This is a genomic window from Geobacillus sp. GHH01 (genome assembly GCF_000336445.1).
Taxonomy (GTDB): Bacteria; Bacillota; Bacilli; order Bacillales; family Anoxybacillaceae; genus Geobacillus; species Geobacillus zalihae.
The window spans coordinates 1,520,862-1,547,221 of sequence record NC_020210.1; the positions used below are offsets into that span (position 1 = coordinate 1,520,862).

Here is a 26,360-nt window from a genome sequence, read left to right on the forward strand (position 1 = left end):
GAGGGGGAAATGCGCATGGAATTGGTGCGCACGCCGCGCCGGACGAAACGGCGCGTGTGGATTTCGGCGGCCATTGGCGTCGTGATGTTGGGGGTGCTCGCCTGCGTCGGTTTGTCCGTTTATGTCGGCTGGCAGCTGACGCATAAACCGCGCGAGCCGATTACCATGACGCCGAAAGACTATGGCATGGCGTATGAAAGTGCGACATTTACAAGCAAAGATGGGAAAACGGCGCTCGAAGGCTGGATCATTCCGCCTAAAGGAGCGGCGAAGATGACGGTCATTTTTGCCCATGGGTATGCCGGCAACCGGATTCAGAAAAACGTGCCGTTTTTGCCGCTCGCCAAGCGGCTTGTTGACAAAGGGTATCGAATCATCTTGTTTGACTTTCGTGCGAGCGGCGAGTCGGGAGGCGATATGATTACGATCGGCGTCAAAGAGAAAGACGATCTGCTTGGCGTCATCGATTACGCGAAGCGGCACTATCGCGAGCCAGTCGCCTTATACGGCGTTTCGATGGGAGCGGCGACATCGATCTTGGCGGCGGCAGAAGACAATGACGTGCGCGGGGTGATTGCGGACAGCCCGTTCAGCGACCTCGAATCGTATTTGCGAGCCAATATGCCGGTATGGACGCATCTGCCGAACGTGCCGTTTACGTATTTGATTTTGGCGATCGTTCCGGCGCTGGCCGATTTGGATCTAGGCGTGTCTTCGCCCATCCATGCCGTCGATCGTGTCGCGCCGAGGCCGATTTTGTTCATTCACAGCAAAGACGACCGTTCGATTCCGTATGAAGAAAGCGTAAAACTGTACAAAACCCATCCGGATGCGTTTCAGCTATGGCTGACGGACAAAGCGGATCATGTGAAAAGTTTTTCTCTCTACAGCGATGAGTATGTAGAACGGGTGTTGGTGTTTTTGCGCTCATTGGAAAAGACTGCTTCCTAGAGACGGCTGCGATTCGTGTTCGGCCGCTTTTTGTATTATAATGGATGCAATAGAGGATCAAGATGGCATCGGCCAACTGGTCAAGGAGTGAATGCTGTGTGTGGCCGGTTTACGTTAACCGCTGATTCGGAAACATTGCAGACGCTGTTTCGTTTCCGTTATCAAGGCCTGCTCGCGCCCCGGTTCAACATCGCTCCGGGTCAAGATGTGTTGACCATCGTCGCCGAGGGGGGAGAAAGAGTCGGGAAAATGATGCGCTGGGGGCTTGTGCCGTTTTGGGCGAAAGATGCCCGCATCGGCGCCAAGATGATCAACGCCCGGGCGGAAACGGTCGATGAAAAGGCGAGTTTTCGCCATGCGTTCAAGCGGCGGCGCTGCCTCATTTTAGCTGACGGGTTTTACGAGTGGAAAAAGGAAGGAACGAAAAAAGTGCCGTACCGGTTCACCCTCAAAACGGGCGAGCCATTTGCCTTTGCCGGACTGTGGGAGCGTTGGAAAGGGCCGAGCGGGCCGCTTGAGACGTGCACGATCATGACGACGAGGGCGAACGAGCTCATCGCCCCCATTCACGACCGGATGCCGGTCATATTGCCTCCCGAGCGGCATGACGACTGGCTTGATGCAAGCTTTGATGACAGCGAGTATTTGAAATCGTTGTTGTTGCCGTATCCGAGCGGCGAGATGCGCATGTACGAAGTGGCGCCGCTGGTCAACTCGCCGAAAAACGACGTGATCGCCTGCATCGAGCCGGTCGACAGCCGGTCAATGGAGGGAACGTGATGCATCCTGTCATCTTATTTGATGGCGATTGCCTGTTTTGCCATGCGAGCGCGCACTGGATCGCCGCCCGCGACCGCCAGGCGGTGTTCCGCTTTGCGGCGCAACAGAGCATCGTTGGCCAAGCGTTGCTGGCAAAGCAGGAGATGTCAGCAGAAGACAGCGTCGTCCTCATCGAGAACGGGTGCTGTTATGTAAAATCCGAGGCTGTCCTGCGCATCGGCCGGCGTCTAGCTTGGCCGTGGAATTGGATGGCAGCGGCTGGGTTTCTCATCCCTCGGCTGTTGCGCGATCATATGTATGACGCGATTGCCAATCGTCGGCATCGTCTCGTTCCAAAGCGTGATCATTGTCAGCTGCCGCCGCTTGAGCTGCGATCCCGTTTTCTTGATGAATGGCCGCGGTGAAGAAGGAAAATACGCCCGTTTGTCGTATTGAAAAGGGAAAGAAACGAGGGAGGGGAAATGTGCATGACAAGCGGAACAACAAGATGGCTTGATGAATGCACGCCTCGGGCGCTCGAGCGTTTTGCCGATGAATTGATCGCTATGGCCGAGCAAAGGGAGGACGAGGCTCGGCGCCGGTTTTACGAAGGGATGGCGGTGGCGGCGAAACTCATCGCGCTCCGTTGGGAAGGAAAATGTGCCTATATTGATGATCATTTGCTTGATAATGTATACGAGGCGTTGGCTGTCTTCTCATTGGAAAAACTTGAGGAAACGCTGGCCATGGAGACGGAAGAGGCGCATGGCGGCGTCCGCTGCTCGTTTTGTCTCAAAGAAAAACCAAGGCTGGCCAAAGGTCCGCTGGCGGCGATTTGCGACGATTGCCTGCAGTTTGGGCTGCAAGTGATCGCCAAGCAATCATGACGGAGGCGGCGGTCATCGCGAAGGCGATGGCCGCCGTTTTTCCGCATAGAAGATAAGCGGGCCGGACAGAGCGAGGAGTGTGATGACAAAAGCGATGACACCGCTCCAATGGAAATGCGTCCAGACGTAGCCGCCGGCTGTTCCGGCAAGGCTTGACCCTAAATAATAGAAAAGAAGATACAAGGAAGACGCCTGCGCCTTATAGACGTGCGCCTGTTCGCCGATCCAGGCGCTGGCGATGGAGTGGCAGCCGAAAAAGCCAAACGTAAACAGCGCCAAACCGGCTATTTTCACGAGCACGGACGGAGCGAGCGTGGCGAGCGCCCCGAGCGCCGTCAAAGCGACCGACAAACGCAAGGTGCAGGCGTGGCCGCGAAGATCCGCCCGCCGTCCCATATAGACAGAGCCGATGCCGCCAAATATGTAAACGATAAACAAAAAGCCGAGCACGGATTGTCGGAATGAATACGGAGGCTCGCTCAGCAAAAAGCCGATGTAATTGTACAGCGTCACAAACCCGCCCATGAACAAAAAGCCAAGCACTACGAGCGCCATAAGCGGCTTGTTGCGAAGGTGGACGGCGTATGCCTGCCGCAGCGTTTCCCTGTTCCGCCGCCGGACGGCCTGTCTTGGTGCGGGCAGAAAGACGGTAAAGGCAAGGGAAAGCGCCAATGATAGAAATCCGATCGTGATCAGCGCCGAGCGCCAGGAAAAAAGATCGGTCAGTACGCCCGTCAAAATCCGCCCGGCCATGCCGCCGATCGATGTGCCGCTAATATAGAGCCCCATGGCCTTGCCGATGCTGGCCGGATGGAACTCTTCGGCGACATACGCCATGGCCAAGGAAGGGATGCCGGCTGCCGTGATGCCAACGAGCGTGCGCGCCGCAAGCAGCGTCGGAAAATCCGGGCTGAACGCCATTGCGATGGCCAACAGCGATGTCAGCCACATCGAGGCGGCCATCACCCGCTTTTTGCCGATCCGGTCCGACAAGTTGGCCGCGGCCAGCATCGCGACGGCAAGTGCGCCGGTCGATGCTGATACGGTTAAACTCGCCGCTGCGGCCGAAACGTGAAACTGTTTGGCGAAAATCGGCAGCAACGGCTGGGGTGTATACAGCACGGCAAACGTCACAAACCCGCCGAAAAAGAGCGATATGCTTGCTTTCAGATAGGTGATGCTTCCCTTTTCGATGTATGTCAAGGTCGGTCGCCTCTTTTTTTCGAGTGAACGAAGACTGAACATTTCTACTTTCTACTATACTGCTTTTCCCGATTGATCGTCTACAAAAAGAAACACCCGCCGCCCGCAAGGCGGCAGATGTTGGTGAGATTTGAATTTGTCCGAGTCAATGCCCATCGGGGCGGTCGGTGCAACGATGGCCTCTAAAAGATCTAAGTGGTATTCTTTTGCGAAGTTTCCTGGTAAAATTGTACAATTTATATGTATGGGAAGAACAATCGAAAGGGGCAACGTATATGATTCCGATCGTAACGGCTGAGGAAATGTACGCCATTGACCGGGAAGTGGCAGAACGGATCGGCATCAGCGCTGACTCGTTGATGGAAAACGCCGGACAGGCGCTGTTTTGGGCGCTGAAGAAGCGGATTCCGCCCGCTGCCAAGGTGGCGGTGCTCGCGGGCACGGGCAACAACGGCGGCGATGGGTTCGTCATCGCGCGCATGTTGAAAAGTTATGGCTATGAAACCGATGTCTGGCTCGTTCCGCCAAAGGAAAAGGTGAAAGGGGCGGCGCGCACGGCGCTTGAGGTGTACGAGCGGTCCGGTTATGCATGGATCGCTTATGAAGGAAAAGAGCGGGAGTTGGCGGCGCTCTTGCCGCATTATGACATCATCATTGACGCCTTGCTTGGCATCGGCGTCAAAGGGGATGTGCGCCAGCCGTACAAAGACATCATTGAACAAGTGAATGGCTCGCGGGCGGTTGTATATGCCATCGATGTGCCAAGCGGAGTGCCGGCCGGTGGTGGGGATGTGACTGCAGCGGTACGTGCGGATGTGACATTTACCATTCAATGCCCAAAGCTTGGGGCGTATACGTTCCCAGCAGCCGATTATTACGGAGAAATCGCTGTTGTCGATATCGGCATTCCGCCGGCGGCGGTGCAGGCGAAGGCGGCTGCTCGGTTTTTGTGGGAAAAGAGCGATGTGGTGCGGACGATGCCGAAGCGAACACGGTCATCTCATAAAGGAACGTACGGCAAGTTGCTCATCGTCGGCGGGTCCAAGGCGATGGCCGGAGCGGTGACGCTCGCCGCGAAGGCGGCGCTTCGCAGCGGGGCGGGGCTGGTGACGATCGCCGTTCCGGAAACGGTGTATGAGGCGGTTGCCAACCGCGTGCCGGAAGCGATGTGCCGACCATGGCCGGCCGAGGGCGGCGCGTTTGCCGGCGCGGCCGATTGGGATGGGCTTGAGATCGATGCGATCGCTGTCGGCCCAGGGATGGGCCGGACGGAAGGGGTTCGCCGCTTGGTCAATGAGCTTGTGCGCCAGCCGGTGCCGCTTGTCATCGACGCCGATGCCTTGTTTTTTTGGGGCGATTACGCCGAGCTGGTGCGCGAACGGAGCGCGCCGACGGTGATCACGCCGCATCCGGGGGAAATGGCGCGCCTCCTTCGCCGCCCGGTCAGCGAGGTGGAACGCGACCGGTTTGGCGTGTCGAAGCGGCTGGCGATGGAATATGGCGTGTATGTCGTGTTGAAAGGGCCGTATACGATTGTGACGGCGCCGGATGGATCGCAATATGTCAACACGACCGGCAACCCGGCTTTGGCGAAAGGCGGGAGCGGCGACGTGTTGACGGGCATCGTGGCGGCGTTTTTGCTGCAGCACGAGGCGGTGCAGCCGGCGGTGAGCAATGCGGTGTTCGTGCATGGAAAGGCTGCTGATAGGCTTGTTCAACACGGTCATTCGCCCTGGGATGTATTGGCGTCGGACGTTGTGGATGCCTTGCCGGCTGTGCTTGCTTCGCTGACGTGATCAACCGCTTCAATGAAAGGAGCGCTGGGGGATGAACACGATTCCAGCCGGTTTGCGATGACCGGCTGGCGTTGTCTTTTTCCTGCGCATAAGGCATGCGGTTCGGGCGCAAACCGCTGAGGCCGTATTTGCGGCTGCGGCTGTAATGGTTGGTTTATCAGCCGACATTCAGCTTTCGCTGATCGCTGGGTTGCGCCCTTCACGCGCTTGAAGCGGGAGTCTTCTTTCGAAACGATGATAAACGTTGCGGAAAGGCGGCAGTTCCATTTTTGGACAAACATGGCTATAATGAATGTAGAAATAGAAGAAGGGAGATGGGAATCGTGCCGCAATTCGTTTGGCTTGAAACGGAGGAAGAAGTGAGAAGCGCCTTTCCGGTGATGCGCGAGCTGCGCACCCATTTGGATGAGGAAACATACACGGCGCTTGTGCGGGAAGCGCAAGAAAAAGAAGGGTATAAGCTTGCGGCGTTATATGATCAGGACAAAATGGTTGCCGTTGTCGGATTCATGCCGATGATCACGCTCTATAACGGCCGCTTTATTTGGGTGTGCGATTTGGTGACCGCTTCGAGCGAACGTTCGAAAGGGTATGGAAAAGCGTTGCTGTCCTATGTACACGAGTGGGCGAAGGAGCACGGCTACGGGATTGTCTCGCTCTCCTCCGGCTTGCAGCGGATTGACGCCCATCGCTTCTATGAGGAAAAAATGGAATATGAAAAAGTCAGTTATGTGTTTTTGAAACGCTTATCGAGTTGAATCCAACGGCGTCTGTTCAGCAGACGCTTTTCATTTTTGGAGTAGAAAGTTGTCCCACTTTTCATTATAATACGAAATATATAGGTCGTATTTTGGAATTGATATTCTGATATTCGGAACAGAGGGGCGACGATGAACAAAACGGTGTTAAAAACAAAAGAACTGCTTGATTTGTTTCTCGATTGCGAACGGTTGACATTGCCGGAGATGGTCGAACGGCTTCGGATGCCGAAAACGTCGGTGTATCGAATGGCCCAGTCGCTTGTTGTCCTCGGTTTTTTGCAAAAACGAGACGATCACTATGAGCTCGGTTTAGCCTTCTTGACGTTTGGCGCACTCGTCGCCGAGCGGCTTGATATTCGCCGGGCGGCGCTGCCCGTGATGAAGCGGCTGAAAGAGGAGACGAACGAAGCGGTGAATCTTGTCATTCGCGACGGTGATGAGGCGCTGTATATCGAAAAAGTCGAGACGTCCGAGCCGGTGCGCGTCTATACGAAAGTCGGGCGGCGCGCTCCGTTGTACGCCGGTGCGTGTCCCCGCGTGTTGCTTGCGTTTATGGACAAGGCGGAGCGGGAACGTTATGTAGAACAAGTCGAACTTGTTAAAATCGCCAAACATACGGTGACCGACAAAGAAGCGCTTCGCCGGTTGTTGGAAGAAGACCGGTGCCGCGGCTATACGGTCAGCTATTCTGAGCTGGAAAACTATTCGGCCGCCGTTGCGGTGCCGATTTTCAACCATGAAGGGACGGCGGTTGCCGGGCTGAGCGTCGCCGGGCCGGAACAACGCTTTTCGCCAGATGATGTGGCGCGCATCGTTCCGCGATTGAAGCAGGCGGCGATGGACATTTCGCGCGAACTCGGCTTTCGGGGGAAGGGATGACGGTGGAGTATACGTTGTTTCCATTATGCGAATATGCGGTGACGGTTCGGTTTTCAGACCGCATTGACGAGGACGTGAATGATATCGTCCACCAAACGGCCGCCCGGCTTCAGGCCGAGCGAAAAGAAGGCATCGAGGAGATCGTGCCGGCGTTTTCGTCGCTCACCATCTACTATGATCCATTGATGATCGATTACATCGGCATAGGCGCATGGCTAAGGAAAAACATCAGGCGGTCTGAACAAGCGGTGCGGCGTTCGGCGCGGACGGTCGTCATTCCCGTCTGTTACGGCGGCGAATTCGGTCCGGATTTGCCGGATGTCGCTCGTTTCCATGGGATGACAGAAGACGAAGTGGTAGCGCTCCATTCGGCCGGACGCTACCGAGTTTATATGATCGGCTTTTCTCCTGGATTTGCCTATTTAGGAGGGTTGTCGCCGCGCTTGGCGACGCCAAGGCGGTCGGTGCCGCGCACAAAAGTGCCTGCCGGTTCGGTCGGCATCGCCGGCGGACAGACGGGCGTCTACCCGCTTGCGACGCCGGGCGGCTGGCAACTGATCGGTCGAACGCCGCTGAAGCTATTTGACCCGCACCGAGAGAAGCCAAGTTTGCTTGCGGCTGGTGATATCGTCGCGTTTCAGCCGATTGGGGCTGATGAATTTGCACGTTGGAGCGAGGAACATGATTGACGTCATCGAGGCTGGGTTGTTGTGTGAGTAAAATATTTGTGGGTGACATTCCGAAATGATCCCCGACGAGGGTTGCGAACTTTTGTTCGCGACGCTCGTCGGGGCCACCAAGCGAAGCGCGGTAGAAAAAAGCAAATGTCATGCAAAAAGGACTCTCTCCCTGCTATGATGGTGATTGTCAACATCAACCGAAAACAGGAGGGAGAGAGTCCATGAAACATCTTACCACAGAATGGCCTTTATTAAAAGAGCTGGAGGAACAATTAGTCAGAACTCTTCAAAAGGTGTTCGCTGTCTTGTTGGCGGCCCTTTTGGAGGAGATTGATCAACAACTGGCGGAAGCGCGGGACAAGCGCCGGTATCAGCTGAAAGACAAACGGCCGACTACGATCCAAACGCTGTTTGGAGAAGTGACGTTTCGACGGAACTACTACTATGACCGGCAAACGGGGAACTATACCTTCTTGCTGGATGCCGAATTAGGCTTTGATGGGGCCCGATCGATCAGTCCTTGCCTCGAGGAAACGGCGGTCGAGTTGGCCGTAGAGTGCTCTTCCTACCGCAAAGCGGCCCGTACGTTGGAGTCGATCGTGGGGTATGCGGTCATGAGCCACGAGGCGATTCGCCAACTGGTGCTGGAGGCCCCTGTCTCGCTGCACCGCCCTGTTTCCCAACGGCACGGCCGGGTGCTGTTTGTGGAGGCGGATGGACTGTTTATTTCCCGCCAGGGGAAAGGGAAACGGGCGAAAGAAGAGAAAATCCTGGCGGTTCACGAGGGATGGAAACGAAACGGTTCGCAGCTCGAGCTCGTGAACCGGCGCCACTACCTCCATGAAGGGGAGGGAGACGTGTGGGAACGGTTCGAAGAGTGGCTGATGAACGAATATGCCTATGATCCGTGCCGGGACCTGTTGATCATCAACGGCGACGCGGCGTCGTGGATCACGGCCTGCCGGGAGTATTTTGGGAAGCGGGCGTGCTTTCAGCTGGATCGATTTCATGTGGCGCGGGAGCTGCGTCAGTGTCTGTCCGGCCATCCGCGTTGGCGGGAGGTGCGGAAGAAGCTGGCGAAACAAGACGAAGAGGGGCTTCTCGTGGAGCTGAACAGCGCGGTCGGCACGTTGGAGGACGAAGCGAAAGAGAAGCAGATGGCTGCCATGATCCGCCGGATCGAGTCGATGCCGGGATGCATCCGGGACTATCGGGAGTGGCTGTCGGAGCAAGGGGTGGAGACGACCGGCATGCGTCCGATGGGCCACGCCGAGAGCGTGATGAGCCGGTTTGCGCATCGGGTGAAATCCCGCCGCAGCTGGAAAGACCAAGGGCTTCGGGCGTTTCTGAGGGCGATGGCGGCCCGAATCGACGGGATTTGGCGGAGAAATGGGCAGTTGGTGGAGGAAGAAGAGACCCGAACGGCGGCCTCGGCCTCAACAAAGTCCAAGCGGATCGAACAGGCCAAACGGAAGGCCGGACGGTTATGGGCAGATGTGGTGCGTCAGAATCTACCGTGTCTGCAGCGGTCATCCGGGACACCGATCCATCAAGCGTTGTCGGCGCTCCGGGATGGTGGTTGGGTGTAAAAAAATGGAATATCGTATCATCGCCTCAAGATGAGGGATGAGAGTCCGAAAGCGCTTACGATATTAATTCCTGAAAATGGTTCGCTAACTAGTGATTGACAACGCCCGTAGTGAACCGAAAAAATGTTCTCCACAAAGTCTTGACTGACTCTGGGTTGTTTACAACCGTGCAAGATGGCGGGCGTTTTGGCTACCGGCATGCCGGCGTGCCGGCGGGCGGGGCGATGGATGCGTGGGCGTATCGCCTGGCTAATGCGCTTGTCGGCAACAACGGTGATGAGGCGGTGCTTGAGGCGACGATGGCCGGACCGACGCTTCGGTTTCGCGTCGAGGCCGTCGTTGCGGTATGCGGCGGCGATTTCCCGTGTACGCTCAATGGGCGGACGTTTGCACTTTGGAAGCCGATGGCTGTTGAGCCGGGCGATGTGCTCGAAGTAGGGGTGTGTCGGACGGGGTTTCGAGCGTATATCGCTGTATCAGGCGGCATCGACGTCCCGCCCGTGATGGGCAGCCGTTCCACGTACGTTCCAGCCCAGCTTGGCGGGCTTTCAGGCCGCCCGTTGCAGCGGGGCGATGCACTGCCGGTCGGCGTTACTCATGGGCGTCGTGTTATCGGCCGGATGCGTTGGGGTCTTGCTTCGGCCGCCCGCCGCTATATCGGTGGGAAAACGAAAACGGTGCGCGCGGTTCCCGGTCCGGAGTATGACGAATTTACGCCGGCGAGCCGCCGCCAGTTTTTCGCCGCCCGCTATGAGGTGACGACGCAGTCCGATCGGATCGGCTATCGGCTTTCCGGTCCAACGTTGGCGCTTGTGCGCGAGCGGGAGATGGTCTCGGAAGCGGTCGTTTTCGGCACGGTGCAAGTCCCAGCATCCGGCCAGCCGATCGTATTGATGGCGGACAGCCAGACGACCGGCGGCTACCCGCGCATCGCCCAAGTCGCGGCTGTGGATTTGCCGATTCTCGCGCAGGCTCGCCCGGGTGACTTTATCCAATTTCAGCCGATCGGGCCGGAAGAAGCGATGTGGCTTTATAAGGAACAACAGCAACGGCTGGCTCGATGGATTGCGGCCATTCGCCGTCAATGGGAGGGAGAACGGTGAGGACGATTGATTTGAATTGCGATTTCGGCGAAAGCTTTGGGGTGTATAGGCTTGGGCAGGAAGAAATCTTATCGTACGTGACCTCTGTCAACATCGCCTGTGGGTTTCACGCCGGCGACCCGCTCGTCATGCGGCGGACGGTGCAACTCGCCATCCAGCATGGCGTTGCCATCGGCGCCCACCCGGGGTTTCCGGATTTGCTTGGCTTCGGACGGCGCGCCATGGCCGTTTCGCCAGAGGAGGTATACGCCTATGTAGTCTACCAAATCGGCGCGCTGGCTGCGTTTGTGAAGGCGGAAGGCGGCGTGATGACGCATGTGAAGCCGCACGGCGCCTTGTACAATATGGCGGCGAAAGACGCGGCGCTGGCCGAAGCGATCGCCAAAGCGGTGCATGATGTCGATCCGATGCTTGTCTTATACGGCTTGTCGGGAAGCGAACTCATCCGCGCCGGCCGCGCCTACGGCTTGTGTACGGCGAGCGAAGTGTTCGCCGACCGGACGTATCAGGCGGACGGTTCGCTCACCCCAAGAAGCGATCCGCGCGCCATCATCGCGGATGAAGACGAAGCGGTCACGCAAGTGCTTATGATGATCCGCGACCGGCGCGTTCGCTCGGTGCAAGGGACGGACGTGGCGATTGAAGCCGACACCGTCTGTCTCCATGGCGACAATGAACAGGCGGTGCGATTTGCCAAGCGGCTCTATCAAGCCTTGCAAAACGAAGGCATCGCCATTCAGGCGCCGCGCCGAGAGGAAAGACGATGAAGAAAGCCGGAACACCATATTTGGCGCCCTTGCCGTCTTCTTTAATGGTGTATATGGGCGTGTGCACTGCCATGCAGCAGCTGCCGAATAAGCGCCTTAAGCAGGAAACTCGCTTAGGGCGCTGTTTTCATTTGGAGCTGTTTATTGCTTCTTCTAACTTATACCGATTTTTTGGCTGGCTCAATGAAATGGCCTTCATGACAGTCGATCTTCAATTGGTTACAATAACAAAGAGAGGTGACGGAACGAGAAAGGAGTACAAAAGGATGCACTACGCCATTCCGACAGTGGTGGTCAGCGAATGCCTCGGCTTTTCTGCCTGCCGGTATAACGGCGATATCATTCACAATTCGTTTGTCTCTCGTTTAGGGGAGTTTGCTCGGCTTGTGCCTGTATGCCCAGAAGTGGCCATTGGGCTTGGGGTTCCGCGGGAGACGGTCCGACTTGTGAAACGAGGCGAGGAAAGGCGGCTTGTGCAGTCGTCGACGAACCGAGATTGGACGAGGGAAATGAATTTGCCACCTCCTTTGTTTTTGACAGAGGCGGAGCGGGCCGCGCCCCCTGGATACTCTTTGTTCAGCGCGGTGCAGTTTGGATACGTTTTGATTTTGGCTGCCGCTTCGGCCGAACGGAACGAGTCGAAGAAAAAGCTGGCTGCGAGCGCAAAGGAAAGGACAAGCGGGATCACGAATCTCATCATGTGTTCCTCCTCTTTGCAACATAATGGTAAGCTTTTCTAGAATCATATTTTGCCATATTGGCTTTTGTCTATCAACCAAAAACGAACAAGCAAATGATGACGGGCCAAGAAAGGGGAAACGGTATGCACGGAGCAGACATCAAAGCGATCGTCTGCCGCCTGTTGTAGGCGGTGTATTTTTTGTTTTGTATATTCAGAAAATTATTGAAAATATTCATGAAAGCGTGTACAATAAAAAATAGTCGGCTATATACCAACTGGTCAGTAAAAAAAGCTATCCAATGCTGCTTGCGTGGAGGCTGCCGCAGTGAACGATCGCGTGAAAAGGAGGAGGAAAACGGAATGAATATGAGACATTACCCGTATTGGCCGAAACGGCTCTCAAAAACGCTGGCTGTGCCGGAGACGACGCTGGTCGACCATTTGGAAACAACGGCGAAGCGCTATCCGAACAAAACGGCGATTTACTATTACGGAGCCGTGTATTCGTACAAACAGTTGCTCGATGAAGTGAACGCGTTGGCCGGCTATTTGCAGCAAAAGCTGTCCGTCAAACCGGGCGACCGCGTTCTCTTGTACATGCAAAATTCTCCGCAGTTTGTCATCTCCTACTATGCCATTTTGCGCGCTGAAGCGATCGTCGTGCCGATCAATCCGATGAACACCTCAGAGGAGCTTTCCTTTTACGTCCATGATTGCGAAACGAGAGTCGCCATCGTTGGACAGGAGCTGCTTGACAAAGCGGCCCCGCTCCTTGGACGAACGGCGTTGGAACAAATCATCGTCGCCGCTTATTCTGATTATGCTTCCGATGAATCGCCGGTTTCGCTTCCGGCTGAAGTGGCGGCGCCGCGGCGGGCCATTGGGGATGAGCGCATTCTTTTATGGGCGGACTGCCTCGGCGCCCAATTGCCGCCGCTTCCATACAACGGCCATGTTGATGACATCGCCGTCTTGCCATACACATCCGGGACGACCGGGGTGCCAAAAGGCTGCATCCACCCGCACCGGACGGTGAACGCCAACATCGTCGGCGCCTACCACTGGGGCGATGTGACGAGCGATTCGGTCGCGTTGGCGACGCTGCCGTTTTTCCATGTCACGGGGATGGTCCATAGCATGCATACGCCGATTTTCGCCGGCGCCGCCATGGTGTTGATGACGCGCTGGGATCGGGACGCGGCCGCCCGACTGATTGAATTGCACCGCTGCACGCATTGGGTGAACATCAGCACGATGCTGATCGACTTTTTGGCCAACCCGGCGCTTGGCCGGTATGACATTTCCTCGCTTTCGAGCATTTCCGGCGGCGGAGCGGCGCTTCCGGAAGCGGTCGGGGAAAAATTGTTCCAGCTCACCGGCGTCCGTTATTTTGAAGGCTACGGGCTGACGGAGACGATTTCGCAGACGCATTTCAATCCGCCGGACCGGCCGAAATTGCAATGTCTCGGCGTTCCGTCGTTTGACGTCGACGCGCGCATCATCGACCCGGCGACGGGGCGGGAGCTTGGCGTCGGCGAAGTCGGGGAGATCGTCGTTTGTGGTCCGCAAGTGTTCCGCGGCTATTACCGGCGTGAAAAAGAAACGGAAGAAGCGTTCATCGAGCTCGACGGCAAGCGGTTTTTCCGCACCGGCGACATCGGGCGGATGGATGAGGAAGGCTACTTTTTCATCGTCGACCGCGTCAAACGGATGATCAACGCTTCTGGATACAAAGTGTGGCCGACCGAAGTCGAGTCGCTTTTGTACAAACATCCGGCTGTTCAGCAGGCGTGCGTCGTCGGCGTGCCGGATCCGCGCCGCGGCGAAACGGTGAAGGCGTTTATCGTCCTTCATGACGAGTATGTCGGCAAAGTAACGGAAGAAGAGATCATTGAATGGTCCAAGACGCAAATGGCGGCGTACAAATATCCGCGCCTCGTCGAATTCCGCTCGTCGCTGCCGATGACGTCAAGCGGCAAGTTGCTTTGGCGAAAATTGCAGGAAGAGGAATATGAAAAAGCGGGGAAAGGGGTGAACGCCTGATGGCGAAGACGGTCGAAACCGTCCTTGGCCCAGTGCCGGTGGAACAGCTTGGCAAAACGCTCATCCACGAGCATTTCCTCTTCGGCTATCCAGGGTTTCAAGGCGATGTGACGCGCGGCACGTTCCGCGAAGACGAGGCGCTTCGCGTCGCAGTCGAGGCGGCGGAAAAGATGAAGCGGCACGGCATTCAAACGGTTGTCGATCCGACGCCGAACGACTGCGGGCGCAACCCGGCATTTTTGCGGCGCGTTGCTGAAGAGACGGGACTGAACATTATTTGCGCCACCGGCTATTATTATGAAGGGGAAGGGGCGCCGCCGTACTTCCAATTCCGCCGGCTTCTCGGAACAGCGGAAGATGATATTTACGACATGTTTATGGCCGAGCTGACCGAGGGCATTGCCGATACCGGAATCAAGGCGGGTGTCATCAAGCTCGCCTCGAGCAAAGGGTGCATCACCGAGTACGAAAAGATGTTCTTCCGCGCTGCCGCCCGCGCGCAAAAAGAGACGGGTGCGGTCATCATCACCCATACGCAAGAAGGAACGATGGGGCCGGAACAAGCCGCCTATTTGCTTGAGCACGGCGCCGATCCGAAAAAAATTGTCATCGGCCATATGTGCGGCAACACGGACCCGGACTATCATCGAAAGACGCTTGCTTACGGCGTTTACATTGCGTTTGACCGCTTCGGCATCCAAGGGATGGTCGGCGCGCCGACTGATGAGGAGCGGGTGCGGACGCTCCTTGCTCTGCTCCGCGATGGGTACGAGAAACAAATTATGCTGTCGCATGACACTGTCAACGTTTGGCTTGGCCGGCCGTTTACGCTGCCGGAGCCGTTTGCGGAAATGATGAAAAATTGGCATGTCGAGCATTTGTTTGTGAACCTCATTCCCGCGCTGAAAAATGAAGGAATCCGCGACGAAGTGCTTGAGCAAATGTTCATCGGCAATCCGGCGGCGCTGTTCTCGGCTTGACGCCGTTTGCAAGGTCGGTAAAAACCGCGCTTTCTGCAAAATCGTTGTTGCGAACGCGCGGAAAAGCGGTTGTTGATCATCCTGAACCGAGAAAACCCCCACTTCCACGCGTGAGCGTAGGTGGGAGAGCGTTCAAGAGCTCAAGAGCGAAATCTCCATGGTTCGCGCGTTTTTTCGTTCCATCACCAGCTTTTTTGGGCAACGTTGTGTTGCCTGCAAAAGGCTGTTCAAAAGGTGAATAGAAAACCGCCATCATCAGGCTTCAATTGGCCGACGGCGGTTTTTTTTGTTTGGACGGGAGTCCGTTTTTTTCCATTCCCATGAATAATTTTCCTGTTGGGTTGAACAATAAGGAAAGACATGAGTAAAAGCGAAAGGGGGAGAAAAGGTGCCGTCCATCGAAAAGAGACTCCTGCTCTTCTCTTTCGTTGCCATCGCCTTGTACGTGTCGCCGTACTTTGTGCTCGGTGAAGATGCGCATATGCGCGTTCATGACAATTTGGATTCCAACATCGCTTGGTATAAGGTGCTCACTCGAAGCGGTGAGCTGTTCGGACCGGTCGATGGGGTCATTCCGCAAATCATCAACGGCCTGCCGCGCAACGCGTTCGGCACAGAATTCAGCGGCATCGTTTGGCTTCACGCCCTGTTTCCATCCATTTACGCCTATGGGCTCAGTCAAGCCGCAACCCGCGTATTGGCGTTCATCGGCATGTATTTGCTGCTGCGAAAACATGTGCTGCCGGGCGAGCGCTGGGGATGGATTCGCATCGGCTCTTCGTTGACGTTTGCCTTGACGCCGTTTTGGCCATCGGGAATGTTAAGTACGCTCGGGATGCCGCTTGCGCTTTGGGCGTTTTTAAACATTCGAGGCGGCGAGCGTTCATGGGTGAACTGGGCGGTGTTGACGCTTTTGCCGCTCTATTCGAGCTTCGTGCTTGGATTTTTCTTTTTCTTGAGCGCGCTTGGGATTTGGTGGCTCATTGATGTCATCCGCGGCAAGGGTTGGAATTGGCGGTTTTTGGCGGCCATCGTCTATATGACGATGCTCTATTTGGCGGTCGATTACCGGCTTGTCCATTCGCTCTTGTTTTCCAATGAGCCGACAAGCCGCGACGAATATTTCCACGCCCGTCTGCCGCTTTGGCGCGTCATCCGGCTGACGTTCAAAAACTATGTGCTCGGCCACACCCACGTCATGACCGTGCATGGGCTCGTCATTTTACCGGTGACGCTCGTTGCCTTGTACATTGTATGGAAGCGGAAAAGCTGGCGGCGGGAGAAACTGTTTTTGATTTTGCACGGGTTGAACTTCGCGTTGTCGACATGGTATGCGTTTTGGTTTTACAAAGGATGGCTGCCGCTCACCGAACGGTTTGATTTGCTCGATAAGTTCAATTTCGCCCGCTACCATTTTTTGCGGCCAATGGTGATTTACGTCTTGTTTGCACTGGCGCTGAAAATTTTTTGGCAGGAAGGCCGAAGGTGGCGGGCGGTCGGTGCGGCGGCCATTGTCTTGCAGCTTGTCGTGCTTGCTTTATGCAATGAGGAAATCGTCTACCGCGACAAGCCGTCGTTTCGCGAGTTTTACGCGGAAAAGCAGTTTGCCGCCATTCGCCGCTATATCGGCCGCCCGGTGCATACATACCGTGTCGCCAGCATCGGCATCCACCCGGCGATCGCTCAATACAACGGCTTTTACACACTCGATACGTACAACAACTTTTATCCGCTCGAATACAAGCATCGGTTTCGCCGCATCATCGCCAAGGAGCTCGCGAAAAACAAAAAACTGCGCCAGTATTTCGATGAATGGGGCGGGCGCTGCTATTTGTTCGTCGATGAGCTGGGCAAGCGGTATATGTTTCAGAAAAACTCGAAGCGGACGATTCGCAACTTGGAATTGAACACAAACGTGTTTTATGACATGGGCGGGCGCTACATTTTTTCAGCGCTGCCGATTGAAAATGCCAGCAAAAACGCCTTGAGCCTTGAGCGGGTGTTCCGTTCCAAAGAGTCCGCGTGGACCATCTATTTATACAAAGTCGTGCCGGAGGGAGGAAGGTGACATGTTCGAACCGACGTTGGCTATTGTTGTGCCGTGTTACAACGAAGAAGAGGTGCTGCCGGAGACGATCCGCCGCTTACGGGAGTTGCGCGAACAATTGATTGAAGAGCAGCTCATTTCATCCAACAGCGCGCTTTTGTTCGTCGATGACGGCAGCTGTGATGACACATGGAAGATCATATACAAAGCGAGTTTGCGCCACCCGGAAGTGAAAGGGCTGAAACTGGCGCATAACGCCGGGCATCAAAACGCGCTGCTTGCTGGGCTGTTCGCCGCGAAAAGGCATGCCGATTGCCTCATTTCGATCGACGCCGATTTGCAAGATGATGTAGCGGCGATTCGGGAATTTGTGCAAAAGTTTCGCGAAGGCTATGACATCGTCTACGGCGTGCGCCGGCGGCGCGATGCCGATACATGGTTCAAGCGCCATACGGCGCAAGGGTTTTATCGGTTGATGAAGGCGTTTGGCGTCGATATCGTTTACAATCACGCCGACTATCGCCTTATGAGCCGGCGCGCTGTGGACGCGCTTGAACAGTTCGGGGAAGTGAACTTGTTTTTGCGCGGCATCGTTCCACTTTTGGGCTTTCGGTCGGCGACGGTTTATTATGACCGAAAAGAGCGGCCGGCCGGGAAAACGAAATATCCGCTGAAAAAAATGATCGCCTTTGCGCTTGACGGCGTGACGTCGTTCAGCGTCACCCCGATCCGTTTCATTTCGCTCGTTGGGTTTCTCTCGTTTGTCGTCAGCTTGATGTTTGGCGCCTATTTTCTTTTTCTCAAATGGGTCGGGCATACGGAAACGGGTTGGACGTCGCTCATTACGTCCATCTGGCTGTTAGGGGGCTTGCAGCTGATGGCGCTCGGGCTGATTGGTGAATATATTGGAAAAATTTACAAAGAAACGAAACGGAGGCCGCGTTATATCATCGATTTGGATTTGTGGAATTGGCCGCTGCCGCAGCGGCTGTCGCCGGCGGCGCCGCCCGAAGAGGGAGGCGCGGCCGAATGGCCGCGTTCGTAATGGAACAAAAAGGGAGGTGCGCTTTGGCGGCCGCCTTTTTTCTTTGTCTTGCAATTCAAAAAAAGAAAGAGTAGACTGATGGATGGGGAGAATGGATCATTCCATTGGCCGAAAATACGGCGAAAGTCAGTGTATGGCCGGCGAAAAGGCTTGGAAAGGGGAGAAACCGGAAATGGCCAATTGGCATGAATGGGCGGAACTGCTCGAGCGGGTAAGAGAGGAGAATCCGCTCGTCCATAATATCACGAATGTCGTTGTGACGAATTTTACGGCAAATGGGCTGCTTGCGCTTGGCGCTTCGCCGGTGATGGCGTATGCGAAAGAGGAAGTGGGCGAGATGGCGAAGCTCGCTGGAGCGCTTGTCCTCAATATTGGGACGTTGAATGACAAAGAGGTGGAAGCGATGCTTGTCGCCGGCCAGGCGGCCAATGAAGCCGGCGTGCCGGTCATTTTCGACCCGGTCGGGGCCGGGGCCACGCGCTACCGGACGGAGACGGCGCGCCGCATCGCGGAACAAGTCAAGCTCGCCGTGATCCGTGGCAATGCGGCGGAGATCGCCAATATGATCGGTGAGGCGTGGGCGATTAAAGGAGTTGACGCCGGCGGAGGAAGCGGCGATCGAGTGGCGTTGGCCAAACGGGCGGCGGAGCAGCTCGGCGCCGTTGTCGCGATTACTGGAAAAGAGGACGTCGTTGCGGACGGACAGACGACGTATCTGATTCAGAACGGCCATCCGTTGTTGACAAAAGTGACCGGAGCGGGCTGCTTGCTGACATCGGTTGTCGGAGCGTTTGCGGCCGTTGAGCGCGATGCGGCGGCAGCGGCGGTGGCCGCGCTTGTGTATTACGGCGTCGCAGCGGAGCAGGCGGCGGCCAAAGCCGGGGAGCGCGGACCGGGCAGCTTCCAGACGGCGTTTTTGGACGCGTTGGCGTATACAAGCGTCGATGATGTCAAACGGTATGGCCGGGTGGAACAACGGTAAAAGGGGAGGAGAAACACGATGGTGTACAAAGCGTTGACGATTGCCGGGTCGGACAGCGGCGGCGGCGCCGGCATCCAAGCCGATCTCAAAACGTTCCAGGAGCTCGGCGTCTTTGGCATGTCAGCGATCACGGCGGTGACGGCGCAAAACACACTTGGCGTGCAAGGCGTCTACCCGCTGTCGGCGGAAGCAGTCGCCGCCCAGATCGAATCGGTGGCCGCCGATTTAGGCGCGGATGCGGTGAAAACCGGCATGCTCTTTAGTGCCGAGATCATTCGTACGGTTGCTGAACAAGTGAAAAAACAGAAATGGGAGCGGCTGGTCGTCGACCCGGTGATGATCGCCAAAGGCGGCGCTCCGCTGTTGCAAGAAGAGGCGGTGGCCGCGCTGAAAGAAGAGCTGCTGCCGATGGCGCTTGTCATTACACCGAACATTCCAGAAGCGGAAGCGTTGACGGGCGTTGTCATCCGCACGATGGATGACCGCCGTGAAGCCGCGCGCCTCCTCCACCGGATGGGCGCCCGCTATGTCGTCGTGAAAGGCGGCCATGACGATGATGGCGAAGAAACCGTCGACTTGCTGTATAACGGCAGCGAATTTTCCTATTTTAAAAGCAAGCGAATTGACACGCGCCATACGCACGGAACCGGCTGTACGTTTGCCGCGGCGATCGCCGCTGAGCTGGCGAAAGGGCGGCATCCTGTCGACGCTGTCGCGACGGCGAAGGCGTTTGTGCAATCGGCGATTGCCCATCCGCTCGGCATCGGCCAAGGCCATGGGCCGACGAACCATTGGGCGTACCGCCAATACGGAGAGTGAGAACGATGGCGCGCATCGCGAGCGGTGAAATGAAGGAGCGGCTGGCTGTTTACTTCATTATGGGAAGCCAAAACAGCGAACGTCCGGCCGCCGATGTGCTGAAAGAAGCGCTTGACGGCGGTGTGACGTTGTTTCAATTCCGCGAAAAAGGGCCGGGCGCTTTAAAAGGGGCGGACAAAGAGGAGCTCGCCCGGCAGCTGCAGCACCTTTGCCGCGCTTATGGGGTACCGTTTATCGTCAACGATGACGTCGAGCTGGCTCTCGCCATTGATGCCGACGGCGTCCACGTCGGTCAAGACGATGAGGACGCGCGGCGCGTGCGGGAAAAAATCGGCGATAAAATTTTGGGCGTCTCAGCGCACAACGTCGAAGAAGCGATGGCGGCCGTTGAGGCGGGCGCCAATTACCTCGGCGTCGGCCCGATTTACCCGACCAGTTCGAAAGAGGATGCAAAGGAAGCGCAAGGACCGGATGTTCTCCGCCGCTTGCGCGAAGCCGGCATCACCATTCCAATCGTCGCCATTGGCGGCATTACGGCTGCGAACGCCAAAACCGTTGTGGAAGCCGGGGCGGATGGGGTATCCGTCATCAGCGCCATCGCTTCGGCTCCGTCGCCAAAGGCGGCGGCCGCCGCCTTAGCGGAAGCGGTGCGGGCAGCTCGCACGCGCTGAATGAAAAAGTCGGTTTCCACTTGTAGGCAAAGCGCCATAAATGAAAAAAGGTGTCCCGTTGATAGTTCGGGACACCTTCTTTTTTGACGGCTAGGTCGTTGTCTGCCGCCAGTTCGGCCATCGCCATTCCAACAGCGGCCGCACGAGCCGGACGACCGGCTTGCTTCCAAGGATGAGCATCATGGCAACCGACAGTGCAAGCAGAAGCGGATAGCCGTGCACATCCATAATAAAGTCTGGGAATGGCGTCTCGTGCAAATATTTTAAAATAAACCCGTGCAAGATATAGATGTAAAACGTGCGCGCCCCGAGCACGGAAAAGGAGAAGCGACGGCTCGGGATGAGCGACAGAAAGCCAAACATCATGAGCAGGCTCGCCCCATAAATGGCGAGGCGGCTCGCAATGCCGGCTGGTTCCGAGACGCCGAGCGTATCGTACGATTTCGAGCCGTACAGCCAATCTTGCGGCAAATCCGGAAACCCGAAATGGATGACGAAAAACATGCTAACAAGCACAAATAGCGAAACGAGGCGCACTGGGGCGGCAAACAAGCGCTCGATCGCCGACTTTTGAAAGAAAAATCCAAGCAAAAAGAACGGGAAAAACGTGAGCGTCCGCGACAAGCTCAGCCATTTTTCCGCTTCCATCATGCCGCTGGTCAAGCCGAGAAGAAGCGCCATCGGCAATGCGATCCGCTTTGGCAGCCGGCCGAACCATAACAGCAGCACGTTCCAGCTAAACAGGCTGAGCAAAAACCATAAACTCCAATGCGGGGTCAATAAGTCAAGTTCCAGCGACTGTTTGTCATACAGGAAGAAATAGTAGATCGAATACAGCAGCTGGAACAGAACGTACGGGATGAGCAATTTTTTCGTGATTTTTTGCAAGTAGCCGTGCTCATGGAATTTTTTGGCGAAATAGCCGGAAATGAAAATGAACGCTGGCATGTGGAAAAAGAAAATCCACGTATACAAGCTGTGCACCCATAAGACGCCGTCAATGTACGGGCGTAGAAAGTGGCCAAACACGACGAGGAGCATGAGCGCGCATTTCGCGTTGTCAAAATAATAGTCCCGCTCCTTCATAGTGTTTCCTCCTTTCTATACACACCAATTCGAATCATACTCCTTCTTTTTGAGGGAGTCAACGCAGGAAACGAAGCGATGGGATGGCCGCTGTCATCAGTTTGCCAAAGAAAGGGGATGATTCGGTGAAAAACGATCGGCGCGAAATGGACGATATGACGCAGTTGCTTGAAATCATCAACGCCAAAGGAGACGAAGGAGAGCTTCATGAGATCGTCTGCAGCGACGAGTTGTTTTGGAAAAGCTTGCGGGCGCAGGCGGAGGACAGTGCGAAAGGAGGGGAGTAGATGGAACTGTTGCGGGCGAAGCGAATGGCTGAAGCTGGGGAGATCGTTCCGGTGATGTATAAAGGGAAACAAGTGGTGATTCAGCACGTCGATGATGAGCGCGAAATGGCTCGCGTTTATTTCACCGATGAGCCGGAACACGAACAAGACGTACCGGTGCGACTGCTTGAGGAACAATGAGAGATGGGCAAATTGTCGCCGTTTTGTCAAGGGAAAGACGATGACACCGTCCGTTCTTCTATGGTATAATGATTCAAGAAACGACGCTTGAACATTGGAGTGACAAACATGAACATCGGCTTTGGAGAAATTGCGCTCATCGTCTTTTTCGCTTTGCTCATTTTCGGACCGAAAAAGCTGCCGGAGTTAGGACAAGCGGCCGGGAAAACGTTGCGCGAATTTAAGAATGCGACAAAAGGCATCATCGACGATGACGAGACGACAAAAGCGCAAAAATAAGAGGTTGGGCATAGAGGCCTGGCCTCTTATTTTTGTATTTCGTCCGTGACTAGCCATTTCCTCCGCGATGCGGCAAAAAAGAGACAAGCTCTGTCAAGGGGCGCCATATACATATATATGGAGGTATGTTGGCTCGTTGGGATAAGCCGTGGCGGAGGGGTTTCGTGATGATCAAAAAAATGGCGGCGGTGATTGTCGGCAGTCTGCTTCTTGGCGTTGGCATCAACGTCTTTTTCGTCCCTCACCATTTGCTTGATGGGGGGATGATCGGGCTCGGGCTGATCGCCAAATACGTGTGGCACGTTCAGGCTGGGTTGACGATGATCGTCTTAAGCGTTCCGCTTTATGCAGCCGCATGGTTTTACTACCGCCCGTTTTTTTACAACAGCTTGCACGGACTTTTATTTTCCTCATGGATGATTGACGTATTGTCCGTTTTGCGCGGCGTGGTGGTGTTGGATTCGCTTCCAAGCGCGGTCATCGGCGGGGTGCTGGTCGGCGCGGGCATCGGCTTGATGCTGCGCGAGGAGACGAGCACGGGCGGGACCGACCTGCTCGCCCAGTTTATCGCTAGATGGACGAACTGGAACGTCGGGATCATCATTTTTGTCATTGACGCCTGCATTATTTCAGCTGGGAGCATGATCATCGACTCAGTGCCGTTTGTCCACTCGCTTGTCGTTGTCACGGTCGTCGGGGCGGTGACGACGATGTTGACGCGCGAAAAAACGATGGGGGTATAGCTCGAATCCCCATCGTTTTTCGTTTCAGCAGATAGGCGCTCCTCTATGGGAATGCGGCACCGAAGGCGCCGTTTCCGGCTGTTTGCTGATTGATGCTGTGGGGGAGTTTTAACATCGTTCGCACAGGAGATGAGAATTTTGTCCGTTTGACCTTTCCCAGCGACGAGTTCCCCAATCATTGGCGGAAGGAGCATCGGTTATCGCTTAGCCAGCTCGAGCGCGCGGTAGACGTTAATCAGCCCATAGCCGTAATACGGATCTTTTCCTCTCTCTCCCAAATCGTCAGCGCTTTCGAGAATAATGTCGCGCACTTCATCGTTCGAAAGCCGCGGGTTGACGGAGCGGATCAAAGCGGCGAGTGCGGTGACGTGCGGCGCGGCCATCGACGTGCCGGAAAGGGCGGCGTACCGGTGGCCGGCAAACGTGCTGGCAATGTTCGTTCCAGGCGCGACGACATCCACATAGTCGCCGTAGTTGGAATAAAGTGCATAGGAAAGATCCGGATTGACAGCGCCAACACTGATCACTTCTGGATACGCGGCCGGAAAGCTCGGCTGTGATGTGCTGTCGTTGCCGGAAGCGGCGACAAGCACGACATCATGGGCGTCGGCGTAGCGGATCGCCTCTTCAAGCACCGAGGACGGTTGGTAGTTGCCAAGGCTTAAATTGATGACCTTTGCCCCGTGGTCGACCGCCCAGCGGATGCCTTTCGCCACGTCGATGCTCGTTCCATAGCCGTCCGCATTTAATGCTTTGACGGCCATGATCGGGTTGAACCATGTTATGCCGGCGACTCCTTCGTCGTTGTTCGGCTGTGAGGCGATAATGCCAGCGACATGGGTGCCATGGCCATTTTCGTCATTCGGAGAGCGGTCGTCGGCCAATACGTTGTATCCGGGACCAAGGCGGCGGATTAAATCGGGATGGGTCAAATCGACCCCGCTGTCAATGATGGCGACAGGCACGGTTTGTTTGCCGCGCGACAACGTCCAGCCGTCTTCAGTATGAATGGCCGGCAAGTTCCACTGGTAGCGGGCGTAAAACGAATCGTTCGGGATCAGCGCCGGCTTGTTCCACTCATTTTGCATGTAAATGTAGTGCGGTTCGCAATAATCAACCATCGGAAGGGATCGGAAATAGCGGCGCATCTCTTCGTACGTTTGCCCGCGCGAACGGAATACAAACACGTGGTCGACCTGCTTGATGAGCTGGCCGGCGATGGCTGCCTCCATTTGTTGAAGACGGCTTTCCGATGGCAATGCCCGAAAGCGGACGACGATCTCATTGGCGAAATAATGGCTTCGGTCACCGCGGCGATTATGGAGGATTTCCCGAATGCGCGGGTGCTTGTTCAACTGCTGTTTCAGCTGTTCGCCTGCGCTTAAGCTGTCTAAGGCGACAACGGTTGGATGGGTGGGTGCGACCTCGGCGTCAAACGGCTTCAGCCGTGGTGGAGCCGGGGTGTTTTCTTCTAGAGCCGGTCGCCCCAAGGCGGCTGCGGCAACGAGTAGAGCAACAACCGCGCTGGTCGCGGCCCATATTCGGTATCGGCGTTTCACGCTGTTCACCTCCTTGTTGTTAGGATGGGCGAATGGAGGGCAAATCATGAAAAATGGGATTCCACTTGCAGCGGGCGAATCCCATTTGTGCGTTCAGCGGCCGGCTGATTGCAACACTTGCTGCGCCGTTTGCATATCGACGCGCAGCTGCTCTTGGACGTTGGTCGGATGATAGTATCCTTTGTTGATTATGTATTGGCTAATTTGCTCGTGAAACGCAATCGCGTCATTTAACTTCCCTCCGAAAGAAGTCTCCTACTTCTAAACGTGAAGGTGCGCCAGCACCAGTGAAAGTGGGAGATGAATGTCGGTTGGCGTTAGCCAACGAATAGGATAGAATATGGCTAGAACGGACACCTTCGGAACGAAGGGAAGCGTAAAGGGTTCTTGTGTGTGGCTTACCGTTCGGCGAACACGCACAAGTCGCTTGAAGCCCCCACCTCCAAGCGAAGCGTAGGTGGTGGGTAGTTCACATGTTGCTTCAGCGTATTGCGCACTTCCGGGGTTGTTGCTTCGGCAATGGCCATTGCGCACGCTTTGATCGCACTTTTCGCCCCAATGAGATAGTCGGCGGCGATCATTTGATCATTGAATACGCCGGTCGGCGTCATCGTTGCCTGCATCGTTGTCCCTCCTCCGTTCGTTACGATAATAAGTTTTGCAAGTCGCGGATGTGCTGCTCTGTTTTTTGCATGTCTTGTTGAATGAGCGATTTCAGCTGCGGGTCGCTCGCCATTTGCTGCATGGCGGCACTTTTGGCGAGGCACGTGTTTTTGAACATGAGCAGTTCGTGCAGCTCGAGCGTTTCATGTGTTCCTGTCGCTTTCATCTCTTTCACCACCTTCCGTGACATAGTATGTGCTCGGCCGTCTCACGTATAGATAGGGAATTTTGGAAAAGATGGGCGATGATGTTCGGGCAGCTGGACCGCCCAACAAGAAGTGCTGCCTGCGCGCTCAAGTTTTGTCCAGAGCGGTGCGGACCAAACCGCCTGTCGTTCGCCTACGGCAATTCACCGGTCGACTATAAGGTGCTGAGCCTCATCGGCCTGGCGTGGAGCACTTCGTATTTGCACGATGGTGGCGTGGCGGTTGGGCCGAAGGTGAGTTCGGGCTTTCGAGCACCGTTCAAAAAGGCATCGCCCTTGATGCGCGCAACAGTCTGTGGGCGCTCATTGACCGGACGTAGCGCGAGCGCGTCATGGCCACGAATGCCGCGCCGATCCTGCTTTAAAGGCGGTGCATGTGACAGGAGAGGGGCATCGATATTGGATCGACCGGCAAGCCGGGTTTACGAAGGAAGAGCAAAAGGCCGTCTTAGACTATTTGTTGTCGCACACGTCGTGCTGATCGCTTTTGGGGATGTTTTCCTTGCAATGACGTTCCTCGGATTGTCCACACTAACGGACAAGGAGGGACAATCGATGAACGAAACGTGTTTCTATTGCCAATGCGAGTGCGACGACAACGTGCATTACGTCTCGTTCCATGCGAACGATGAAGAACGCGAGGAAGCGCTTTGTCCGGAATGCTACCAAGAATGGCTGCAGGGCATGAAAGGCTAAAAAAACCGCACCGGTTCG

General features: G+C 55.8%; 29 protein-coding genes. 24 read left to right on the plus strand and 5 right to left on the minus strand.

Going from position 1 to position 26,360, the window contains the following annotated elements:
* Nucleotides 1-9: 9 nt before the first annotated feature.
* The 4 genes from GHH_RS07480 (at nt 10) to GHH_RS07495 (ending at nt 2,597) form a co-directional block, all read left to right on the plus strand.
* Nucleotides 10-951, plus strand: a complete 942-nt coding sequence (locus tag GHH_RS07480) for an alpha/beta hydrolase (protein WP_041470466.1) — start codon at nt 10-12, stop codon at nt 949-951.
* Between the two features lie 96 nt (nt 952-1,047).
* Nucleotides 1,048-1,731: an SOS response-associated peptidase gene (locus GHH_RS07485; protein ID WP_015374681.1), complete on the plus strand. Its 684-nt coding sequence runs from the start codon at nt 1,048-1,050 to the stop codon at nt 1,729-1,731.
* Nucleotides 1,731-2,135, plus strand: coding sequence for a thiol-disulfide oxidoreductase DCC family protein (locus tag GHH_RS07490; protein ID WP_015374682.1), 405 nt, complete (start codon nt 1,731-1,733; stop codon nt 2,133-2,135). The genes GHH_RS07485 and GHH_RS07490 overlap by 1 nt, the downstream gene beginning before the upstream one ends.
* A gap of 63 nt (nt 2,136-2,198) precedes the next feature.
* On the plus strand, nt 2,199-2,597 hold the full coding sequence (locus tag GHH_RS07495; RefSeq protein WP_015374683.1) for a hypothetical protein: 399 nt from the start codon (nt 2,199-2,201) through the stop codon (nt 2,595-2,597).
* 12 nt (nt 2,598-2,609) lie between these two features.
* On the opposite strand, the gene GHH_RS07500 is transcribed toward GHH_RS07495, so the two are convergent.
* Complete coding sequence (locus tag GHH_RS07500) at nt 2,610-3,800, minus strand: MFS transporter (RefSeq protein WP_015374684.1); 1,191 nt, start codon at nt 3,798-3,800, stop codon at nt 2,610-2,612.
* A 275-nt stretch (nt 3,801-4,075) separates the two neighbouring features.
* Between GHH_RS07500 and GHH_RS07505 the strand changes: the two genes are divergently transcribed.
* From GHH_RS07505 to thiE, 15 genes are all read left to right on the plus strand, one after another.
* On the plus strand, nt 4,076-5,596 hold the full coding sequence (locus GHH_RS07505; RefSeq protein WP_015374685.1) for a bifunctional ADP-dependent NAD(P)H-hydrate dehydratase/NAD(P)H-hydrate epimerase: 1,521 nt from the start codon (nt 4,076-4,078) through the stop codon (nt 5,594-5,596).
* Nucleotides 5,597-5,910: 314 nt separating this feature from the next.
* Nucleotides 5,911-6,354 carry a GNAT family N-acetyltransferase gene (locus tag GHH_RS07510; RefSeq protein WP_033006629.1) on the plus strand — a complete coding sequence of 148 codons (444 nt, stop codon included), beginning with the start codon at nt 5,911-5,913 and terminating at the stop codon, nt 6,352-6,354.
* Between the two features lie 132 nt (nt 6,355-6,486).
* Nucleotides 6,487-7,236 (plus strand): IclR family transcriptional regulator, encoded by a 750-nt coding sequence (locus GHH_RS07515; protein WP_015374687.1) that lies wholly within the window; start codon nt 6,487-6,489, stop codon nt 7,234-7,236.
* A complete protein-coding gene (gene pxpB, locus GHH_RS07520) occupies nt 7,233-7,925 on the plus strand; it encodes a 5-oxoprolinase subunit PxpB (RefSeq protein ID WP_015374688.1) in 693 nt (230 codons plus the stop codon). The genes GHH_RS07515 and pxpB overlap by 4 nt, the downstream gene beginning before the upstream one ends.
* 212 nt (nt 7,926-8,137) lie before the next feature.
* A complete protein-coding gene (locus GHH_RS07525; protein WP_015374689.1) occupies nt 8,138-9,505 on the plus strand; it encodes an ISLre2-like element ISGsp3 family transposase in 1,368 nt (455 codons plus the stop codon).
* A 110-nt stretch (nt 9,506-9,615) separates the two neighbouring features.
* Nucleotides 9,616-10,608, plus strand: coding sequence for a biotin-dependent carboxyltransferase family protein (locus GHH_RS07530; protein ID WP_015374690.1), 993 nt, complete (start codon nt 9,616-9,618; stop codon nt 10,606-10,608).
* Nucleotides 10,605-11,375, plus strand: a complete 771-nt coding sequence (locus tag GHH_RS07535; protein WP_015374691.1) for a 5-oxoprolinase subunit PxpA — start codon at nt 10,605-10,607, stop codon at nt 11,373-11,375. The genes GHH_RS07530 and GHH_RS07535 overlap by 4 nt, the downstream gene beginning before the upstream one ends.
* Nucleotides 11,372-12,115, plus strand: a complete 744-nt coding sequence (locus GHH_RS19720) for a DUF523 domain-containing protein (RefSeq protein WP_015374692.1) — start codon at nt 11,372-11,374, stop codon at nt 12,113-12,115. The genes GHH_RS07535 and GHH_RS19720 overlap by 4 nt, the downstream gene beginning before the upstream one ends.
* A gap of 302 nt (nt 12,116-12,417) precedes the next feature.
* A complete protein-coding gene (locus GHH_RS07545; RefSeq protein WP_015374693.1) occupies nt 12,418-14,100 on the plus strand; it encodes a long-chain fatty acid--CoA ligase in 1,683 nt (560 codons plus the stop codon).
* Nucleotides 14,100-15,080 (plus strand): phosphotriesterase, encoded by a 981-nt coding sequence (locus GHH_RS07550; protein ID WP_015374694.1) that lies wholly within the window; start codon nt 14,100-14,102, stop codon nt 15,078-15,080. The genes GHH_RS07545 and GHH_RS07550 overlap by 1 nt, the downstream gene beginning before the upstream one ends.
* Nucleotides 15,081-15,468: 388 nt before the next feature.
* Entirely contained in the window at nt 15,469-17,148 is a 1,680-nt protein-coding gene (locus GHH_RS07555; RefSeq protein WP_013523628.1) for a DUF6044 family protein, read from the plus strand.
* A 1-nt stretch (nt 17,149) separates the two neighbouring features.
* Nucleotides 17,150-18,172, plus strand: coding sequence for a glycosyltransferase family 2 protein (locus GHH_RS07560; protein ID WP_015374695.1), 1,023 nt, complete (start codon nt 17,150-17,152; stop codon nt 18,170-18,172).
* 172 nt (nt 18,173-18,344) lie between these two features.
* Nucleotides 18,345-19,154 carry a hydroxyethylthiazole kinase gene (gene thiM / locus GHH_RS07565; protein ID WP_013145495.1) on the plus strand — a complete coding sequence of 270 codons (810 nt, stop codon included), beginning with the start codon at nt 18,345-18,347 and terminating at the stop codon, nt 19,152-19,154.
* Between the two features lie 18 nt (nt 19,155-19,172).
* Nucleotides 19,173-19,973 carry a bifunctional hydroxymethylpyrimidine kinase/phosphomethylpyrimidine kinase gene (gene thiD / locus GHH_RS07570; protein WP_015374697.1) on the plus strand — a complete coding sequence of 267 codons (801 nt, stop codon included), beginning with the start codon at nt 19,173-19,175 and terminating at the stop codon, nt 19,971-19,973.
* 5 nt (nt 19,974-19,978) lie between these two features.
* The gene (thiE, locus tag GHH_RS07575) at nt 19,979-20,644 is read left to right on the plus strand and encodes a thiamine phosphate synthase (protein ID WP_015374698.1); all 666 of its coding nucleotides are present in this window, start codon (nt 19,979-19,981) and stop codon (nt 20,642-20,644) included.
* Nucleotides 20,645-20,734: 90 nt separating this feature from the next.
* Here the strand turns inward: thiE and GHH_RS07580 are convergent, their stop codons facing one another.
* Nucleotides 20,735-21,730 carry an acyltransferase family protein gene (locus GHH_RS07580; RefSeq protein WP_015374699.1) on the minus strand — a complete coding sequence of 332 codons (996 nt, stop codon included), beginning with the start codon at nt 21,728-21,730 and terminating at the stop codon, nt 20,735-20,737.
* Nucleotides 21,731-21,855: 125 nt separating this feature from the next.
* Here GHH_RS07580 and GHH_RS07585 point away from each other — a divergent pair, with 125 nt between their 5' ends.
* The 4 genes from GHH_RS07585 to GHH_RS07600 all read left to right on the plus strand — a co-directional run bounded on the left by GHH_RS07585 (nt 21,856) and on the right by GHH_RS07600 (nt 23,219).
* Nucleotides 21,856-22,017 (plus strand): hypothetical protein, encoded by a 162-nt coding sequence (locus GHH_RS07585; protein WP_223813664.1) that lies wholly within the window; start codon nt 21,856-21,858, stop codon nt 22,015-22,017.
* Nucleotides 22,018-22,197, plus strand: a complete 180-nt coding sequence (locus GHH_RS07590; RefSeq protein ID WP_011231010.1) for an H-type small acid-soluble spore protein — start codon at nt 22,018-22,020, stop codon at nt 22,195-22,197.
* Nucleotides 22,198-22,305: 108 nt separating this feature from the next.
* Nucleotides 22,306-22,476: a twin-arginine translocase TatA/TatE family subunit gene (locus GHH_RS07595; protein WP_011231011.1), complete on the plus strand. Its 171-nt coding sequence runs from the start codon at nt 22,306-22,308 to the stop codon at nt 22,474-22,476.
* A 167-nt stretch (nt 22,477-22,643) separates the two neighbouring features.
* Nucleotides 22,644-23,219, plus strand: a complete 576-nt coding sequence (locus GHH_RS07600; RefSeq protein WP_015374701.1) for a YitT family protein — start codon at nt 22,644-22,646, stop codon at nt 23,217-23,219.
* A gap of 197 nt (nt 23,220-23,416) precedes the next feature.
* Here GHH_RS07600 and GHH_RS07605 read toward each other — a convergent pair whose 3' ends face one another.
* From GHH_RS07605 to GHH_RS07615, 3 genes are all read right to left on the minus strand, one after another.
* A complete protein-coding gene (locus GHH_RS07605; protein ID WP_015374702.1) occupies nt 23,417-24,778 on the minus strand; it encodes a S8 family peptidase in 1,362 nt (453 codons plus the stop codon).
* A gap of 398 nt (nt 24,779-25,176) precedes the next feature.
* On the minus strand, nt 25,177-25,401 hold the full coding sequence (locus tag GHH_RS07610) for a spore coat protein (protein WP_015374703.1): 225 nt from the start codon (nt 25,399-25,401) through the stop codon (nt 25,177-25,179).
* A gap of 20 nt (nt 25,402-25,421) precedes the next feature.
* On the minus strand, nt 25,422-25,607 hold the full coding sequence (locus GHH_RS07615; RefSeq protein WP_015374704.1) for a hypothetical protein: 186 nt from the start codon (nt 25,605-25,607) through the stop codon (nt 25,422-25,424).
* 594 nt (nt 25,608-26,201) lie between these two features.
* Between GHH_RS07615 and GHH_RS19130 the strand changes: the two genes are divergently transcribed.
* Complete coding sequence (locus GHH_RS19130) at nt 26,202-26,342, plus strand: hypothetical protein (protein ID WP_015374705.1); 141 nt, start codon at nt 26,202-26,204, stop codon at nt 26,340-26,342.
* Nucleotides 26,343-26,360: the final 18 nt, after the last annotated feature.

Bases quoted from the DNA above. Each gene is read 5' to 3' on its own strand.
- GHH_RS07480 (WP_041470466.1), top strand. From the start codon at position 10: ATGCGCATGGAATTGGTGCGCACGCCGCGCCGGACGAAACGGCGCGTG.
- GHH_RS07490 (WP_015374682.1), top strand. From the start codon at position 1,731: ATGCATCCTGTCATCTTATTTGATGGCGATTGCCTGTTTTGCCATGCG.
- GHH_RS07495 (WP_015374683.1), top strand. From the start codon at position 2,199: ATGACAAGCGGAACAACAAGATGGCTTGATGAATGCACGCCTCGGGCG.
- GHH_RS07505 (WP_015374685.1), top strand. From the start codon at position 4,076: ATGATTCCGATCGTAACGGCTGAGGAAATGTACGCCATTGACCGGGAA.
- GHH_RS07510 (WP_033006629.1), top strand. From the start codon at position 5,911: ATGGGAATCGTGCCGCAATTCGTTTGGCTTGAAACGGAGGAAGAAGTG.
- GHH_RS07515 (WP_015374687.1), top strand. From the start codon at position 6,487: ATGAACAAAACGGTGTTAAAAACAAAAGAACTGCTTGATTTGTTTCTC.
- pxpB (WP_015374688.1), top strand. From the start codon at position 7,233: ATGACGGTGGAGTATACGTTGTTTCCATTATGCGAATATGCGGTGACG.
- GHH_RS07525 (WP_015374689.1), top strand. From the start codon at position 8,138: ATGAAACATCTTACCACAGAATGGCCTTTATTAAAAGAGCTGGAGGAA.
- GHH_RS19720 (WP_015374692.1), top strand. From the start codon at position 11,372: ATGAAGAAAGCCGGAACACCATATTTGGCGCCCTTGCCGTCTTCTTTA.
- GHH_RS07545 (WP_015374693.1), top strand. From the start codon at position 12,418: ATGAATATGAGACATTACCCGTATTGGCCGAAACGGCTCTCAAAAACG.
- GHH_RS07550 (WP_015374694.1), top strand. From the start codon at position 14,100: ATGGCGAAGACGGTCGAAACCGTCCTTGGCCCAGTGCCGGTGGAACAG.
- GHH_RS07560 (WP_015374695.1), top strand. From the start codon at position 17,150: ATGTTCGAACCGACGTTGGCTATTGTTGTGCCGTGTTACAACGAAGAA.
- thiM (WP_013145495.1), top strand. From the start codon at position 18,345: ATGGCCAATTGGCATGAATGGGCGGAACTGCTCGAGCGGGTAAGAGAG.
- thiD (WP_015374697.1), top strand. From the start codon at position 19,173: ATGGTGTACAAAGCGTTGACGATTGCCGGGTCGGACAGCGGCGGCGGC.
- thiE (WP_015374698.1), top strand. From the start codon at position 19,979: ATGGCGCGCATCGCGAGCGGTGAAATGAAGGAGCGGCTGGCTGTTTAC.
- GHH_RS07580 (WP_015374699.1), bottom strand. From the start codon at position 21,730: ATGAAGGAGCGGGACTATTATTTTGACAACGCGAAATGCGCGCTCATG.
- GHH_RS07590 (WP_011231010.1), top strand. From the start codon at position 22,018: ATGGAACTGTTGCGGGCGAAGCGAATGGCTGAAGCTGGGGAGATCGTT.
- GHH_RS07595 (WP_011231011.1), top strand. From the start codon at position 22,306: ATGAACATCGGCTTTGGAGAAATTGCGCTCATCGTCTTTTTCGCTTTG.
- GHH_RS07600 (WP_015374701.1), top strand. From the start codon at position 22,644: ATGATCAAAAAAATGGCGGCGGTGATTGTCGGCAGTCTGCTTCTTGGC.
- GHH_RS07610 (WP_015374703.1), bottom strand. From the start codon at position 25,401: ATGCAGGCAACGATGACGCCGACCGGCGTATTCAATGATCAAATGATC.
- GHH_RS07615 (WP_015374704.1), bottom strand. From the start codon at position 25,607: ATGAAAGCGACAGGAACACATGAAACGCTCGAGCTGCACGAACTGCTC.
- GHH_RS19130 (WP_015374705.1), top strand. From the start codon at position 26,202: ATGAACGAAACGTGTTTCTATTGCCAATGCGAGTGCGACGACAACGTG.